The following is a 16,562-nucleotide window of genomic DNA, read 5'->3' as shown; positions in this document are numbered from 1 at the left end:
GCCTGCCTCAGGCTGCCTGTCCTTCAGTAGCGCACATTTCCTCAAGAACGCTCTCGACAGTGCGGGTCTTGCGCGTTCCTTCGTCAAGGATGAGGATCTCGCCCTTGGGAATGTCGTAGAACCAGCCCTGGAGCTTGAGTTCGCCCTGCGCCAGCGCCCGCACGACAGCCGGATGCGTGCGGAGATGCACGAGCTGCAGCATGACATTGTATTCAGCGAGGGAGCGGATGTCTTCCGGCCCTGCGTCCTCGGCCTTCAGATCGCCCAGAGCAGCGCGTGCGGCTTCACCGTGACGCATCCAGCTCTTGACCGTCGGCAGGCTGTCGAGCTTGGGCGAGTTCAGGTCCATCAGTGCACCCATGGCGCCGCAGTTGGAGTGACCGCAGATGATGACGTTCTTTACCTTGAGCGCACCGACCGCATATTCGATCGCGGATGACACACCACCCAGCATCTCGCCATAAGCCGGCACAATGTTGCCGACATTGCGCACAATGAAGAGTTCGCCCGGCTCAGTCTGGGTAATGAGACTGGGGCTGATCCGGCTGTCGGCGCAGGTAATGAACAGAGTAGAAGGGGACTGGCTGGAGGCCAGGCTCTCAAACAGTTCCGCACTCTCGGGATAAACGTCCGTTTCGAATTTCCGGACGCCGCCCAGCAGTTTCGCCAGAGTATCACGACCACAGGCCATGGTGTTCTCCTTCATCTTGAACTACCGGGCAGTTAGAAGGCTTTGTCAGGGCAGGTAAAGCATGATTCCGGCGGTCCCACGCTTTGTCACTGCCCTGACATACCATGATGCGGTTGGTTACGCCGTTGCCAATGTCGTGCGCAGCATTGCAAACACCACGTCCGAATCTGCATTCGGGCCACCAGCCTGGGCCATGTCCGGCCGTCCACCGCCACCTTTTCCGCCCATCAGGGCCGAAGCTTCCCGGACCAGCTTCACGGCATCCAGACGGTCCGTCAGATCCTTCGTGACGGCAATCACAATACTGCCACGACCATCGGCATTGGACATGAGCGCCACGACACCGGAGCCGATCTGCTGGGAAATGCTCTCCGCCAGACCCTTGAGTTCCTTCGGGCTGACATCGCCCAGATCACGCGCCGAGAGCGTTATGCCGTTGATGCTTTCCGTCGCGCTGGCGCCTTCGCCGGTCGCCAGCTTACGCTGAAGGTCCGAAACCTGGGACGTTAGGGACTTGCGCTCTTCCAGTAGTGCCGCAACGCGGGACGCCGCATCGGTGACAGGAACCTTGAGCAGCTCCGCAATCTGTTTCAGGCGGCTTTCCGTCTCCAGCGCCAGCGATTCCGCAGCAAGACCACAGACGGCCTCGATGCGGCGTACGCCAGCCGAGACACCGCTCTCCGAGACGATCCGGAACGGCCCGATCTCGCCGACGCGACCCACATGGGTGCCGCCGCACAGTTCGATCGAATAGGCCGCACGATCATCGTCGCCCTTGCCCATCGAGACTACACGGACCTCATCGCCATATTTCTCGCCGAACAGCGCCATAGCGCCTTCTGCCACGGCCTCGTCCTGCGTCATCAGACGCGTCTCGACCGGTGCGTTCTCCCGGATGCGGGCATTGACCTCGGCTTCGACCGCCGCCAGTTCCTCATCCGTCAGCGGGCGCGGCTGGCTGATGTCAAAGCGCAGACGCTCCGGGGCATTTAAGCTGCCCTTCTGCGCCACATGGGTGCCAATCTGGCGACGCAGCGCTTCATGCAGAAGATGCGTTGCGGAATGATGACCACGAACGGCCGTGCGACGCGCATGATCGATTTCGGCGTGAACTGCCATGCCCGGCTTGAGCGTACCTTCGACAACCTTGCCGTAATGCACGATCAGATCGCCATTGCGCTTCTGCGTGTCGGTAATTTCGACGCGTACGCCCGGCCCCGTCAGCGTTCCATGGTCGCCCACCTGACCGCCGCTTTCGCCATAGAACGGCGTCTGGTTCAGCAGGATCGCAACCGTGTCGTCTCCGGCAGGGGCTGAAGCCAGCTCGTCATTGCCGCGGAAAATGCCCTGAACTTCCGCATCGGCCTTTTCCGACACATAGCCCAGGAACTCGCTGGGGCCATGCTTGTCCCGTGCATCAAACCAGACCGTCTCGGCTGCCGTATCACCCGAGCCAACCCAAGCTGCACGTGCGCGCTTGCGCTGTTCGGCCATGGCGGTTTCGAAGCCGGTTTCGTCAACCGTGCGGCCTTTTTCGCGCAGCGCGTCCTGCGTCAGGTCGAGCGGGAAACCGAACGTGTCATAAAGCTTGAACGCCACATCGCCGGGAAGGGCGGCCTGATCATCCAGACGGTCCAGTTCGTCGGACAGAAGTGTGAGGCCACGCTCCAGAAGGGCCGTGAAGCGTTCTTCTTCGCCCTTCATCGTCTGTGCGATCAGCGTCTGATGCTGAACCAGTTCCGGATAGGCAGCGCCCATCTGCTGAATCAGCGCCGGGAGCAGGCGATAGAATACAGGCTCTTTGGCGCCCATCATGTGCAGATGGCGCATGGCGCGACGCATGATCCGGCGTAGCACATAGCCGCGTCCGTCCTTAGCGGGCAGCACGCCGTCCGCGATCAGGAACGCTGTAGAGCGCAGGTGGTCGGCGACAACACGGTGGCTGGACTTGAAGGGGCCGTCCGGGTCCTGATGCATCACATCGGCAGACGCCTCAATGAGCGCGCGCATCGTGTCGGTATCATAGTTGTCGCGCTTGCCCTGCATGATTGCAGCAAAACGCTCCAGCCCCATTCCTGTGTCGATCGAAGGCCGGGGCAGGGAATCGCGGGTGCCGTCTGCCTGATCGAGGAACTGCATGAACACGAGGTTCCAGATCTCGACGAAGCGGTCGCCATCCTCATCCGGGCTTCCCGGCGGTCCACCAAAAACGCTGTCGCCATGATCGTAGAAAATTTCAGAACACGGCCCACACGGCCCCGTATCACCCATGCGCCAGAAATTGTCGGACGTGCCGATACGGATGATCCGGTCGTCGGACAGGCCGGCGATTTTCTTCCACAGATCGGCTGCGTCCTCGTCTTCCGCATAGACGGTGGCGAGCAGCTTGTCCTTCGGAAGACCGAAATCGCGCGTCAGCAGCGTCCAGGCAAACTCGATGGCTTCAGGCTTGAAGTAATCCCCGAAGCTGAAATTTCCCATCATTTCAAAGAACGTGTGATGGCGCGCCGTGTACCCGACGTTGTCGAGGTCATTGTGCTTGCCGCCTGCGCGCACCACCTTCTGAGCCGTGGTGGCACGAGAATAGGGGCGTGTTTCCTGGCCAGTGAAGACGTTCTTGAACGGCACCATGCCAGCGTTGGTGAACAGCAGTGTCGGGTCGTTCTGAGGCACGAGAGATGCCGATGGAACGATGCGGTGGCCCTGCGAACCGAAGTATTCGAGAAAGGCCGATCTGATATCGTTGGTGCTGGTCATGATAAGGGAGCGTCAGTTCCGGGAAGACAGGGAAATAATCTGTTCGTCCTAGACTATTGTGGGCGCCTTGGAAATGCAGCCCTCAGTCATTGCGGTCATGCAGCCGGACACTATCGTCCTGTATGCCCGAAAGGTTCGGTTCGGGTTCCGGAGCGCTCAGGCCGGCAGCGGGGATTTCGACAGCCATCTGAACCAGTTCCAGCGGTGTTTCAGGTGTCTGCGCCCGGAAAACAAGGCGTCGTGAAAGATTGAAATTCGCGATCATGCCGCAGAGAGCACCCGCAGCAAGAGCAAGGCCGGGATAGTGCGCGGTGAGTGGTACCGTGGCGTAAAGCAGGAATACCATGCCGCGATTGAGAAGAAATCCGAACGAATTGGCCAACAGGAAGCGCAACCATTGCAGAAGCATGTGCTGATTTTCAGCTGCGGATAGCCGGAACGTCCAGAAACGGTTGAGACACCAGTTCCCGGTTGCCGCAACGAAATAGGCAATCAGGGTTGCCGCGATCAGGCCTGCTGGATCTCGCAGGAGGGAAACTGTTCCCCAGTCCACAAGAAACCCAAGGGCGCCGACTGTTCCGAAACGCAGAAATTGATCGATGATTTCCGGGCGGCTGCGCGGATAGAAAATACGGCTGCGTCGCAAGGAACAGTTCTCCGGAGTGTCGGGACGGCTGGCTCTAGCGTGTGGTGAACGGCACCCGCAAGAGGAGTTTCGTTTTCAGCGTAATGTCTGTTCAAAGAAAAAGGCGCCCCGAAGGACGCCTTTCTCAGAAACCGAAGTCGAAGACCCGGCGTCAGATCATGTCTGAATTACTTCAGGATGATCTCGACGCGACGGTTCTGCGGCTCGCGGGTGTTCGGGCCGGTCGGAACCAGCGGCTTGGACTCGCCATAGCCGTGGATGTCGATGGCGGCAGCCGGGACACCGTCACGGATCAGCTCAGCCTTCACGCTCGAAGCGCGACGGTTGGACAGACCCAGGTTGTACTTCTCGCCGCGGGGACCCGGGTGAGCAGCGGAGTTATCCGTGTAGCCGTTGACTTCGATGCGCGTCGTCTGGACGTGCGTGGAAGCCTGGGCTGCCTGGGCAACGATCTCACGGGCGCGGCCCGTCAGGTCAGACTTGTCCCAGTCGAAGAACACGAGATACGTGCGAGCCGGCGTCGGAGCAGGCGGAACGATGACTGGAGCCGGCGGCGGCGGCGGGGGAGCCGTGTCGAAAGCATAGCGCAGGCCCAGGATGAACTGGTGCGAGAAGCGCTGGTCGAAGTTCACGTTGCCCTTGTGAATGCCGGAAGCATTGTAGGACGTGGCGCGATACGGACCATCGGCGAAGGTCTGGCCGATGAAACGGTATTCGGTCGTGACGGCCAGGCCCGGGACATTCGGGATGTCGTAGGCTGCACCGACGATGCCCTGGTACGCGAAGCTGCCCTGCGTTCCGCCCATGCGGGTCACATTGCCGTTGTCGTACTGGGTCGTGGTCGGGTTGTAGTGCTGCCACAGGTAGCCAGCGCCAACACCAACGAACGGCGTGACAGGAACGTTCAGGCCGAAGTTGGCGAGATCGATGTCATACAGAACGTTGACGAGGCCGCCATAGGCCTGGTCGGAACCGCGGGTGGAACCCGTGGCTGCCGTGTGGTTGCGATGGTTGAGCTGAGAGTAGTTGTACAGACCCTCGACTTCAACGCGCAGACCATTGCCGAAGCCCCAGCCGAATGCACCGAAACCGGTGAAGCCGTCATGGTGACGGTACTGGGAGCGGGAACCAGCATTGCTGCTCGTGCCATCAGCCTGTGTCGTCGGCGAGAAGTGACCGTGCTGGTTCTGGACCAGATTGTACCCACCACCGAGGTCGACATAGGGACCGGTGATCGTGCTGGCCATGGCAAGCGATGGTGCGGCGACCATCGACGTCATGGCAAGGAGTGCCGTGCGGAGACGCATGTTTTCGTCCTCTTAGTGACTAACGTTCGAGCCGTTGGAAAATGCTTTAACCAACGGACCCAGCGCGATGCATAAGCGCATATAGAGCTCAGAGTTCCCCGGGACAAAGCCAGTCAGGGTCTTCCAACTCTACTCGGGGTAGGGGAGTGACATAAAAGCCACAGTCCATTTCGCCCGCTTCACGAACTACGCCTCGCGTCCACGTTGCCTTAGCTCATGGTTCCTTGAGAAGCCAGAGCCGAGCATGGAAAGCAGCTATGCAAAAATTGAGGTAAAACAGGCGTTTAGCTAGGATGTGACGGAATTTTAACAATCATCACGGACGGCAACCCTCGCGAATGAGCAGATTACGCACTGTTTCTGAGGGAATTTCCCGGGTTGAGAAGGCTTTTCCAATTCCGCGCAGAAGAACGAAAGCAACCTTCCCGTCCTGCATCTTCTTGTCCCGAGTCATGTGGTGCAGAAGTATGTCGGCCGAGAACGAGTCTCTGAACCAGTCAAAGCTGACTGGCATGCCCAGGCTGCGCAGGTGACGGTCCAGTCGAAGCAGGTCCTCAACTGGGGCGTAGCCAAGTTCCACCGAGAGCGCCATGGCCAGATGAATGCCGATCGAAACACCTTCACCATGTAAAAGACGTCCGTCATATTCCAGCTCTGCTTCCAGAGCATGTCCGAACGTATGTCCCAGATTGAGGAGCGCGCGCCCGCCAACGGAAGCCTGTTCCTTTTCGTCAGCGGCTACGACCGCCGCCTTGAAGGCGCACGCCCGACGTACGGCTTCCACGAGCGCGGCTGGATCGCCTTCCAGAACGTCTTGCCCATGTGCTTCGCACCAGGCGAACAGCTCCGGATCGGCGATCAGGCCGGATTTGACGATTTCGGCATATCCCGCAACGCGCTGCCGGCGAGGCAGGGTGGCAAGGGCGGAACTGTCGGCGAGAACCGCGATGGGTTGATGGAACGCGCCGATCAGGTTCTTGCCGGCTGCCGCATTGATCCCGGTTTTGCCGCCAACGCTGCTGTCTACCTGAGACAGAAGGGTTGTCGGGATCTGTACGAACGGCAATCCACGCAGGGCAGTCGCCGCGACGAACCCGGCCAGATCGCCTACGACTCCGCCACCGAGCGCCACGATGGTCGTTTTGCGTTCGATTCCGGTGGAGAGCAGCCGGTTCATGACATCCCCGTAGCAGGAGAGGGATTTGCTTTCTTCCCCGCCTGGAACCGAAATAACGTCCGCGCGGATGCCGGTTTCCTCAAAAGAGGCCAAAAGTCGTGGCAGATGCAGTTCAGCCACTGTTTGATCTGTGATGACGACGACGCGCTTCTGAGGCAGGTGGGGGGCAAGCCACGCACCGGCACGGGAAATGAGGTCCGGTCCGATCAGCACATCGTAGCTGTGGTGGCTGAGCGAGACGTGAACCGCCTCCGGTCTGCGGTATTCGCCCAGAACTTCCCGCACGCGCTGCACGCCCTGTTCCACGGTTTCGTCTCCACAATCTACAATGATATCCGCCTCGGCGTAGACGGGGTAGCGCACGCCGACCAGACGCTCCAGAACCTCATCAGGCCGTCCCTGCGCAAGAAGGGGGCGTCCCGCACGGCCAGCAACCCGCCTGACCAGAACATGCACCGGAGCGCGCAACCAGATCGAGACGGCGTGTCGGCGTACGAGCCGCCGGGTCTGGGCATCCATCCAGGCGCCACCGCCCGTAGCAAGGATACAGGGCGGTCCGTCAAGGAGTCGCTGGATAACGCGGCGCTCACCGTCCCGGAACGATGCTTCGCCATGTCGGGCAAAAATTTCGGGAATCGAACAGCCCGCCGCCCTTTCGATCTCGATATCGGCGTCCACGAAGGGCAGCCCGCATATCTGGGCAAGACGGCGCCCGATGGTGGTTTTCCCAGCGCCCATCATCCCGACGAGCACGACCGTCCGCAACGGTGTGCCATCGGGAGAGAAAAAGGGTTCTGGCTTGGCTGAAAGGGGGAAAGGCAGGCGTGACATGCCCTGCTACGTATCATAGGAGAAGGAACACGTCCTGCCCTCACTTCGAGACCGTATTGTCATGGCTAATATCGACCGTTCCTTTTCCCGCCTGCCGCTGATTGGCGGGGCTGTCGCCATCCTTCTTGTGCTGGGTGCTGGCGGAGCGTTTCTGCGTCTGGGCATGACCGCAACGCCTCCGGCTCAGACCATGGTTCACAAGGATCTGTCAGGGGCCGCTTTTGCTGCCTCTTCAGCTCCGCAGGCGGCACTGCCCGCCATGCCGCCTGTTCCTATGGCACAGCCTACCCAATCGGCAGCCCCAGCCTCGGCTCCTGTCGCCACGTCTGCCGCCCCGGTCCCTGCGGCCCCTGCTGCTACGCTGACGCCTTCGACACCGCTGCCGACAATGCCCGCGCCAAAGGCTGCGCCGACACAGCCAATGCCAGCGGCCGCTCCTGTTGCACCGGCTCCGGCTCACTGATCCATCCAGCATGTCTCGTGGCAGTGACGTCCGAGGCGGCGACAGATATGTCGAGGCCTTTCTTGAAATGCTCGCTGCCGAGCGTGGCGCAGCACTGAAAACCCGGCAGGCCTATGCTTCGGATCTGGCGGATTTTGCAGCTCACTGCGCGCCCGTAGTCTTGTCTGAAGTCCAGGCAGATCAGGTACAGTCCTATCTGGCTGAGCTGTCCCGCGCAGGGCTGGCAGCCCGGACAGCCGCACGTCGCCTGTCCTGTCTGCGCCAGTTCTACCGTTTTCTGATGCTCGAGTCGGTACGTCAGGACGATCCTACCGAACGCCAGCAGGCTCCGAGAATAGCGTCCTCTCTTCCCAGACCGCTGGACGAGGGGGAAATCCGGCTTTTATTGGAAACCGGTACGCGCGGTCATGAAAACGAACGCCGGGACATTGTATCCCGGGCCGCGCTGGAACTGCTTTACACAACCGGTTTGCGTATTTCCGAACTGCTGGCGCTTCCGGCGACCTGCGTGCATGTTCGTGGTCCGATGCTGTTGGTGCGGGGCAAAGGGGGGCGGGAGCGGCTGGTGCCTTTGTCACGCAACGCTCGTGAGGCCGCTGACCAGCTTGTTCATTTTGATCGCGATCTTGGTAGCCCATGGCTTTTTCCGGGACGCAATCCGCAAAAATCTCTCACACGGCAGGGATTCGACAAGATCCTGCTCGCCTGTGCCCTCAAGGCCGGTCTGGACCCTGACCGCGTCAGTCCGCATGTTCTGCGGCACTCTTTCGCGAGCCACCTGTTGTCGCATGGGGCCGATCTGCGAGCACTTCAGATGCTGCTCGGACACGCGGATATCGCCACGACCCAGATCTATACGCAGGTCATGTCTGAACGCCTGAGACAGGCCGTGGCGGCGCATCATCCGCTTGCGCAGAAAGCAGCGGCCCCGGCGGACGGGAACTGAGCAGATCATTCCGCATATCGCAGGGACTGTTTCCGGAGGCGCAGTCGTGCTATCGGGCTGGCCATGCGCCAATTCCTAGATTTCGAGAAGTCGGTCGCCGAACTCGAGACCAAGATCGACGAACTCCGCCAGATGGGCAGCCAGGGCAAGGACTCCGGCACCAGCGGCATTAATATCGATGACGAGATTGCCCGTCTGTCCGACAAGGCCGACAAGCAGCTCCGCTCGACTTACGCCAAGCTGACGCCGCTGCAGAAAGTGCAGGTGGCCCGTCACGCCCAGCGGCCCAAGGCTCTGGATTATGTTCGTCTGCTGACAACCGACTACACGCCGCTGGCGGGTGATCGCGCCTTCGGTGACGATGACGCCATGATCGGTGGTCTGGCCCGCTTTCGTGGTGAGCCCGTCGTTGTCGTCGGCACCGAGCGCGGTCACGACACCGAGACGCGCCTGAAGCACAATTTCGGCATGGCCCGCCCCGAAGGCTATCGCAAGGCGCAACGCCTGATCGAAATGGCCGGGCGTTTTGGCTTGCCGGTTCTGAGCTTCATCGACACCGCTGGTGCCTGGCCCGGAATCGACGCCGAAGCGCGTGGACAGGCCCAGGCCATCGCGAAGTCGATCGACGTCTGCCTCAAGGCTCCCGTGCCGCTGATCGTGACCGTGATCGGTGAGGGTGGATCGGGCGGCGCCATCGCCATCGGTGCGGGCGACCGCATCCTGATGCTCGAGCATTCGATCTATTCCGTGATCTCGCCGGAAGCGGCTGCGTCCATTCTGTGGCGCGACCCGAAGTTGGCTCCGGCCGCAGCGGAAGCCCTCAAGCTCACCGCGCAGGACCTTCAATCCCTTGGCGTGATCGACCGGATCGTTCCTGAGCCTATCGGGGGCGCACAGCGCGCACCGGAAGAGGCCGTCAAGGCGATCGGGAACGCGATTTCCGAAGAGCTCGGCTCTCTCAAGGGCCTGACGGGACCGGCGCTGATCCAGAAGCGCCGGGACAAGTTCCTGTCCATGACCCGCACACCTCTTCATTGAGGTCTTTATGAAAGCCGCTGCTTCGTGCAGCGGCGTTTGTTTTTTCAGGCTGTCTGTTTGTGCGGAGGCTCACCCGACAGGGGCTCGCGCCCATGCGCCATGATGAGATCATGGATCGCCTGTGCGGCTTTTCCCACGAGTGCAGTGTCATAACCCTTGGCGACGAGGGCCACGCCGCTTGCACCCTCCGGCAGGTGGTAGGGATAAGACCCGAGATCGATCGTCGGAAAATTTTTCTGCAACGTCGCCAGATCGGACGCGAAATCGCCTTCCTTCAGCCCGGCGGCGTGCCAGCTTGCGGAAACGAGGGGCGCACCTTTTTCCATCTGAGGCACCAGCCAGCCCACCATTGACGCAAAGATCGACGGAACCCCGGCCATCACATGCACATTGCCGATGCTGAAACCGGGCGCCACGGAGACCGTGTTAAGGATCGGTGTGGAGCCTTCCGGCAGATAGGCCATGCGTTGGCGGGCCGCATTGAAGCGATCCGCCCCCAATGCCGCTTCCAGCAACCGGAAGCTTTCTTCATGCCGAACCAGTGGCGCGCCCATGGCCGTGGCGACGCATTCGGCCGTGATGTCATCATGCGTTGGGCCGATCCCGCCGGACGTGAAGACGACATCGAATGCCGAACTGCACTCTTGGACAGTCCGGATGATCCAGTCTTCGATATCGGGAATGACCCTGACTTCCATGAGCCGGATCCCCTGCGCATTGAGCGCCTGAGCCAGAACGCGCGTATTGGCGTCCTGTGTGCGGCCCGAGAGAATCTCGTTGCCAATGACGAGAAAACAGGCAGTTTTTTGAAGCATGTGTCCGCTCCTGATAGTCTTCGCCACAGAACGTAACGGGTCACCCCGCGTTGTCGAGGACAAACCCGCCCTGAACTTTCGTTTTCATCAGGAGAAAACATGACCAGCCTTCCGTTTCAACAGCCCGAATGTCTCCTGGATCTGCGTGCAACACTTGGGGAAGGGCCAGTCTGGATCGCCAGCGAAAAATCCCTTTATTTCGTTGATATTCTGGAAGCAAAAATTCACCGTTTCACGCCCGAGACGGGAGCGCACCGGACCTGGTCCGCTCCTGACCGCGTGGCGTTTCTGCTCCCCGCTGCGGATGGTGTGTTCCTCGCTGGTATGCCGGACGGCCTGCGGCGTTTTGATCCGCAGACGGGTGATTTTTCAGGCCATACGATTGTAGAGGCCGAAAAGCCCCGCAACCGCCTCAATGACGGCTGTGTTGATCCGCAGGGCCGCATCTGGTTCGGAACCATGGATGACGGTGAGGAAAACCCTTCAGGGTCAATCTACAGGATCGTGCATGACGGTGAGAAGCTCGATATCACCCATCACGACGAAGGTTATACCGTTTCAAACGGCCCGGCCGTCTCGCCGTGTGGCAAGGTCCTGTATGTCTGCGACAGCCCGGAGCAGACGATCTACGCCTTTGACATAGACGCAAACGGTGAACTGGCCAATGAGCGTGTGTTCGCCCGGCTGGATCATGGCTATCCGGACGGGATCGTCACCGACAGCGAAGGGACAGTCTGGTGCGGAACCTGGGGTGGTGGGCGCGTGGCGCGTTTCAAGCCGGACGGAACGGAACTTCCGCCCATCCCCATGCCGGTCTCGAACGTTACGAAAGTTGCCTTTGGGGGCGATGATCTCAGGACAGTATTCGTAACGACGGCTCGCAAGGGGCTGGATGCGGAGACATTGGCAAAAGAACCGCAGGCCGGTTCACTGTTTGCGTTCCGTACAGATGTTGCGGGTGCTCCGCAGCAGGTCTTCCGCCTGAACTAACCTAAGAGTTCCTGCAAAAGCGGAATCAGCGGAAGGTCTGGATCCGGCATAGGGAAGCGGCCCAGATCGGCGGCCGCGACCCATTGCAGCGTCTGGCCCTCGCGCGGGGTAGGAACGCCCCGCCAGCGCCGCACGACATAGAGCGGCATCAGCAGATGAAACGGTCCCGCGTTCTCGCTGACGAATGTGAACGGCGCCAGACAGGCCCCCGTCAGATCAACCCCCAGCTCCTCGCGCATTTCCCGGACCAGCGCCTGTTCAGGCGTTTCGTCGCGTTCGACCTTACCGCCCGGAAATTCCCACAGTCCCGCAAGACGCTTCCCCTCCGGACGTTTTGCGAGAAGAATCCGCCCCTGCGCATCAAGCAGGGCAGCGGCCACGACCAGCAAGGTCCGGGGCTTTGGCTGTTCCGCGACGACTGGAATGACCTCGGCAGGGAGTGGTGGAGGAGCTTCAAACGGCTCTTGCGTCTTCGCAAGGAACGAAGCGCGCGGCAGTTCGAATAGATCAATCGGGCAGTCCTGTCCGCGCGAGACGAAGCGCCGGGTGGATGTTCCCACCTTCGCAAAACCAAGCTTTCCCAGAACTGCCGCCGAGGCCACATTGTCCTGCGCGGCGTCAGCCGTAATCTTTTCCAGCCGCAGGACCGTAAGTCCCCACTCCACGACGCGACGTCCTGCCTGCGTCGTCAGGCCCTGTCCCCATGCCGTCGGGGCCAGCCAGTATCCGAGCGATCCTGAGCGTCGATCATCGGACAGCACCAGCGCAATCGCGCCCAGAAGCGATCCGTCACGCGTAATGGCAAAATGATGCGCATTGCCCTGTGCACTGTCCTGGCGGGTAGACTCAATCCACTGCTCCGCCAGATCCCGCGGATAGGGGAAGGGGAGACGACTGAGCATCCGTACGACGCTCCAGTCATTGATGAGACGATGGACTGCTGGAGCGTCGTCGAGTTGCAGGGAGCGTAGTACAAGGCTCCCTGCCTTGAGTTCTGGTGTCATGTCAGGACGATGAAACCTGCTGGCCTGCGGGCTGGTCCGTCGGAACGCCACACCGTGCCAGAAGACGGCGCAGCATGTTGATCACCGGGAAAACTTCCTGATTGCGGTCAGCCCCCTGTTCGTTCCACGCGGCCTGTTCCAGCTCCACGATATCCCGGTCCTCCTTGAAGATCCGCTCGGTGAACGCAATGAGGAACGGCCAGGCAACGTCCAGAACAAGCTTCGCCTTCGGGCGACGGATCGACAGCAATCCGAACACGCGACAGGTCTTCTGTTCCGCATCCTGCGGCACATAGACGATCCACAGATCCATGACCGGTGGCTCGTCCCCTGTTGCGATACGCAGCGTCTGGTACGGATATTCCGTTCGGATTGTCATGACGTCTTTATGGGCGAATTTCTCGCTCGTATCGCGCCGCTCGCCGAAAATGAACGTCTCGCCCCAGGGCTGCTTGCCGCCAGTGCGTGCAAAGCTGTAGCGCGCCTCGACAAGTGCAGGCTCATCTTTGCCGCCAAGGAAGCGGGGTTTCATCTGGCCCATCTGCTTCATGTGCATGAACTGATGGTTCATATCCATCAGGTTCTCATGCATGAAACTGTAGTGGCAGGCGACTGTCTCACCGAAGCGGCGGGTCTTGTATTCGGGATTGCCTACCGACCCCAGTTGCGGAAACGGAGTGCTCTCGGCTTTTGCGGGATCGCCGGGGAAAATGAAGATCAGTCCGCCTTCCTCGCGGCACGGATAGGTCCGCACGCCGTTCGGCAGCTTGCCCTTGCCCAGATACGGCACGTCGATGCAGCGTCCGGAACGGCCATAGGCCCATCCGTGGTAACAGCACTGGACCGCTTCACCACTGACTTTGCCAAGGCTGAGCGGGACCTGACGGTGCGCACAGCGGTCTTCCAGTGCGAACACGCTGCCATCCATCGGGCGTACGAGCGCAATCGGCTGTCCGGCATAGCGCGTGCCGATGGTCTTGCCGCGTTTGAGTTCGCGCGACCAGGCCACCGGATACCAGTAATCGGGATTGGACATGACGCGCCGTAGATCGCCAGTCTTTCGGATCACATCTTCGACTGGTGAATATTCACCAATATTCGGGTCAATCACCCGATCCGTGTCCGGAGGTGTGCTTTCGGCAGCAGCAGAAGAGGCAGAAAGAGTCTGCGACATGAGTATCCTGATCCGTGATGAAACTGGGACGTCGTCTTGTTGAGAACGAGCCTAACAGGCAAAGCCCCACCACAGGAAGAGATCATTCGTCACTTAAGGAACGCGTCTTTCCCGCAACATGCAGCATAAAAACCACCGTTTTCGTGTCATTGAAACATCATCTAGCAATGCTGGCGCTTTGCGGGGCGTGCAGGCACGTTTAGGAGACCGCTTCCCAAAGTTCACAAAACCCATCTTCCGGAGTTTCGGCCACGGTGCGAACCAGATCTCTGCTTCTTTCCTCCATCGCACTGTTTGCAGTCCGCCAGTCAGCCCTGGCTGCGGGTCACCAGCCTCTTCCGGCAGCCGATGATACGGCGCGGGTCCCGGCCCATGCTCATGCCGCTACGCGTCATGCTGGCAAAGCTGTACCAGCCGCAGCCTCAGGGAAAATGCCCAGTCGCTCTGCGCGCCCCAAGGCCGAGGCGCTGGAATCCCGCGCGACAGAGAGCGTCGCCGTTACCGGCCGCCAGCTGACCGGCCGCGATGCCGAGCAGGCGGTCTCCAAAGCCATCATGCGCCAGTATGTTCCCGGAACCAGCGCATACAAGATGCTGGACCGTACGCCGGGCGTGAGTTTCACCTCCACCGATCCGTTCGGCATCGACAGCTTCGGCGCCAATCTTTACGTCCGCGGGTTCTTCATGAACCAGATGGGCGTCACGGTGGATGGCGTCCCCCTGAACGATCAGACCTACCAGTCCGTCAGCGGCATGAGCCTCGCTTCCGCGATCATTCCCGACGACATCCAGTCCATGCGCATGTCGCAGGGTGCGGGTTCGGTTGAATTGCCGTCCATGAACACGCTGGGCGGAACGATCCAGATCGGCTCTGCTGACCCTGACGACAAGCGTGGCGGCAAGGTCAGCCAGTCTTTCGGCAGCTACGGTTCTTACCGTACCTATGTCCGTCTGGATTCCGGCAAGCTGAACCAGACCGGCACGAAGCTCTACACGTCTTATGCCCGCACCGATGAAGGCATGTGGATGGGCGGCGGTGACCAGTTCATGCAGCAGGTCGATGCCAAGCTCGTCCAGCCGATCAATGAACGCAGCCGCATGTCGGCCTTCTTCAACTGGTCCAGCCTGGCCCAGTGGAACTATCCGGATACGTCCATCGGGATCCTGAAGAACCTCGGCTGGCGTACCCCGCATCTCTATCCGAATTACGGTCTGGCTTACGGCATCGCCAACGGCACAAGTCCGCTGCCCGCGGGTTATGGCAACGTGCCCGGAATCGATGGTTCCAACATCGCCATGTATGATGGTGGCCAGTCCGAAACCAACTACATGGGCGGCCTGCATTTTGACCTCGCCCTGACCGATCACCTGACCTGGAACACTACGATCTACGGTCACAGCCAGACCGGATATTACAGCTATACGGACTCGGACGATCCCTCGCCGAACGGTGCTCCGTTCTCCGAAGAAGTCTGGCAAAACCGTCAGGAGCGTTACGGTCTCGATACCAGCCTGCGTTACAAATGGGGCCGCCATACCTTTGAGGGTGGCGTCTGGTACGAAAACAATAACCAGCAGGCAGGACTGTTCAATTATCAGCAGCCGCTTCTGGGGCAGGGCGCACCACTCAAGGCCGTTGGTCCCTATGACGTGTATGGTCCAGCCTTCCTGGAAGGCTATAATTTCCAGTGGACTACCAACGTCATGCAGTTCCACCTTCAGGACAGCATCCAGCTTGCCGAAGGCCTGACTCTGCATGCGGGCTTCAAGTCCATGACCGCCACGACATCCGGTGGCGCACAGTATAATAACGCCGACTGGACCGGCGCGGATGCGCTGCCCAACGGTTCCCTAACGGCCTCGCAGGCCTTCCTGCCGCACGTCAATCTGGACTGGCACATCAACCGCCATCACGAGATCTATGTGGACGTGGCCGAGAACATGCGCGCCTATGAGGTCTCGGCCTATGGCGTCGCGAACTCGGTCTATTCCGTGCAGGATCAGGCCACGTTCCAGGCCCAGAAGAAGTCCCTCGAGCCCTCAAAGGCCTGGGTCTATCTCGGAGGCTATCGCTATTCGTCGAAGCTTCTTCAGGTGAATGCGACCGTCTATCACGCCAGCCTGATCCACCCGATCCTGGCCGCGGCTGTTGGCTCCCTGACCAATCCGGTCTCGCAGGTCATCGATTTCGGGCATATTTCCATGACGGGTGCCAATGGCGACATCACCATCACCCCGATCGACGGCCTGAGCATCAGCAACAACCTAAGCTACAACAAGGGCACCTACGACCGGAATGTCGATACGGTCGGCGGTTATTACGCGCTTGCTGGCAAGAATATCGTCAACTATCCGGCATGGATGTACAAAACATCCGTGGCCTATAGCTGGAAAGGCATGACGGCGCATTTCGATGCCAACTACTACAGCCGCCGCTACTACAGCTTTATGAACGACACCTCGATCGGCGGATACTGGCTGGCCAATGCAGGGGCACAGTACCGTTTCGGCAAGGTGAGCGTTCTCAAGGACGTTACGGCAAGCTTCAACGTCTATAACCTGTTCAACACAAAATACATCTCCATGATGGGTGAGAACGACAATCCTGCCGTGGGCGACTACCAGTCCATGGAGCGCGGTGCCGTCCGCGAATTCTTCGGCACCATCAGCGCGTCGTTCTGACCGACAGACAAGGCATGCGGCTTCGGCCGCCTGCCTTCATCG

Annotated in this window: 13 protein-coding genes; 5 read left to right on the top strand and 8 right to left on the bottom strand. The window is 60.3% G+C overall.

Annotated features, from left to right (window positions below; all coding sequences use genetic code 11):
* Positions 1 to 7: 7 nt before the first annotated feature.
* The 5 genes from JK202_RS06450 to aroB form a co-directional block, all read right to left on the bottom strand.
* Complete coding sequence (locus JK202_RS06450) at positions 8 to 691, bottom strand: carbonic anhydrase (RefSeq protein WP_211559683.1); 684 nt, start codon at positions 689 to 691, stop codon at positions 8 to 10.
* A gap of 117 nt (positions 692 to 808) precedes the next feature.
* Entirely contained in the window at positions 809 to 3,448 is a 2,640-nt protein-coding gene (alaS, locus tag JK202_RS06445) for an alanine--tRNA ligase (protein ID WP_211559371.1), read from the bottom strand.
* Between the two features lie 82 nt (positions 3,449 to 3,530).
* The gene (locus JK202_RS06440) at positions 3,531 to 4,094 is read right to left on the bottom strand and encodes a GtrA family protein (protein ID WP_211559369.1); all 564 of its coding nucleotides are present in this window, start codon (positions 4,092 to 4,094) and stop codon (positions 3,531 to 3,533) included.
* Positions 4,095 to 4,261: 167 nt separating this feature from the next.
* Positions 4,262 to 5,401, bottom strand: coding sequence for an OmpA family protein (locus JK202_RS06435; RefSeq protein WP_062502195.1), 1,140 nt, complete (start codon positions 5,399 to 5,401; stop codon positions 4,262 to 4,264).
* A 316-nt stretch (positions 5,402 to 5,717) separates the two neighbouring features.
* On the bottom strand, positions 5,718 to 7,409 hold the full coding sequence (gene aroB / locus JK202_RS06430; protein ID WP_211559367.1) for a 3-dehydroquinate synthase: 1,692 nt from the start codon (positions 7,407 to 7,409) through the stop codon (positions 5,718 to 5,720).
* A 61-nt stretch (positions 7,410 to 7,470) separates the two neighbouring features.
* Between aroB and JK202_RS06425 the strand changes: the two genes are divergently transcribed.
* From JK202_RS06425 to JK202_RS06415, 3 genes are all read left to right on the top strand, one after another.
* Positions 7,471 to 7,872 carry a hypothetical protein gene (locus JK202_RS06425; protein ID WP_211559365.1) on the top strand — a complete coding sequence of 134 codons (402 nt, stop codon included), beginning with the start codon at positions 7,471 to 7,473 and terminating at the stop codon, positions 7,870 to 7,872.
* 10 nt (positions 7,873 to 7,882) lie between these two features.
* Positions 7,883 to 8,818: a tyrosine recombinase gene (locus JK202_RS06420; RefSeq protein WP_211559364.1), complete on the top strand. Its 936-nt coding sequence runs from the start codon at positions 7,883 to 7,885 to the stop codon at positions 8,816 to 8,818.
* 63 nt (positions 8,819 to 8,881) lie between these two features.
* The gene (locus tag JK202_RS06415) at positions 8,882 to 9,856 is read left to right on the top strand and encodes an acetyl-CoA carboxylase carboxyltransferase subunit alpha (RefSeq protein WP_211559361.1); all 975 of its coding nucleotides are present in this window, start codon (positions 8,882 to 8,884) and stop codon (positions 9,854 to 9,856) included.
* A gap of 44 nt (positions 9,857 to 9,900) precedes the next feature.
* Here JK202_RS06415 and JK202_RS06410 read toward each other — a convergent pair whose 3' ends face one another.
* The gene (locus tag JK202_RS06410; protein WP_211559359.1) at positions 9,901 to 10,671 is read right to left on the bottom strand and encodes a molybdopterin-binding protein; all 771 of its coding nucleotides are present in this window, start codon (positions 10,669 to 10,671) and stop codon (positions 9,901 to 9,903) included.
* A gap of 99 nt (positions 10,672 to 10,770) precedes the next feature.
* Between JK202_RS06410 and JK202_RS06405 the strand changes: the two genes are divergently transcribed.
* Positions 10,771 to 11,661, top strand: coding sequence for an SMP-30/gluconolactonase/LRE family protein (locus JK202_RS06405; RefSeq protein WP_211559357.1), 891 nt, complete (start codon positions 10,771 to 10,773; stop codon positions 11,659 to 11,661).
* On the opposite strand, the gene JK202_RS06400 is transcribed toward JK202_RS06405, so the two are convergent.
* Together JK202_RS06400 and JK202_RS06395 are read right to left on the bottom strand one after the other, a co-directional pair.
* The gene (locus JK202_RS06400) at positions 11,658 to 12,665 is read right to left on the bottom strand and encodes a bifunctional GNAT family N-acetyltransferase/(deoxy)nucleoside triphosphate pyrophosphohydrolase (RefSeq protein ID WP_211559355.1); all 1,008 of its coding nucleotides are present in this window, start codon (positions 12,663 to 12,665) and stop codon (positions 11,658 to 11,660) included. The genes JK202_RS06405 and JK202_RS06400 overlap by 4 nt on opposite strands.
* Before the next feature lies 1 nt (position 12,666).
* Positions 12,667 to 13,701: a Rieske 2Fe-2S domain-containing protein gene (locus JK202_RS06395; protein ID WP_249199762.1), complete on the bottom strand. Its 1,035-nt coding sequence runs from the start codon at positions 13,699 to 13,701 to the stop codon at positions 12,667 to 12,669.
* A gap of 392 nt (positions 13,702 to 14,093) precedes the next feature.
* On the opposite strand from JK202_RS06395, the gene JK202_RS06390 reads away from it, so the two are divergent.
* Positions 14,094 to 16,520, top strand: coding sequence for a TonB-dependent receptor domain-containing protein (locus JK202_RS06390; protein WP_211559351.1), 2,427 nt, complete (start codon positions 14,094 to 14,096; stop codon positions 16,518 to 16,520).
* Positions 16,521 to 16,562: the final 42 nt, after the last annotated feature.

It is taken from the genome of Gluconobacter sp. Dm-62, assembly GCF_018256155.1.
Classification (GTDB): Bacteria; Pseudomonadota; Alphaproteobacteria; order Acetobacterales; family Acetobacteraceae; genus Gluconobacter.
Note: the sequence above shows the minus strand (reverse complement) of the source record. Positions and strands in the feature narration are given on the sequence as shown.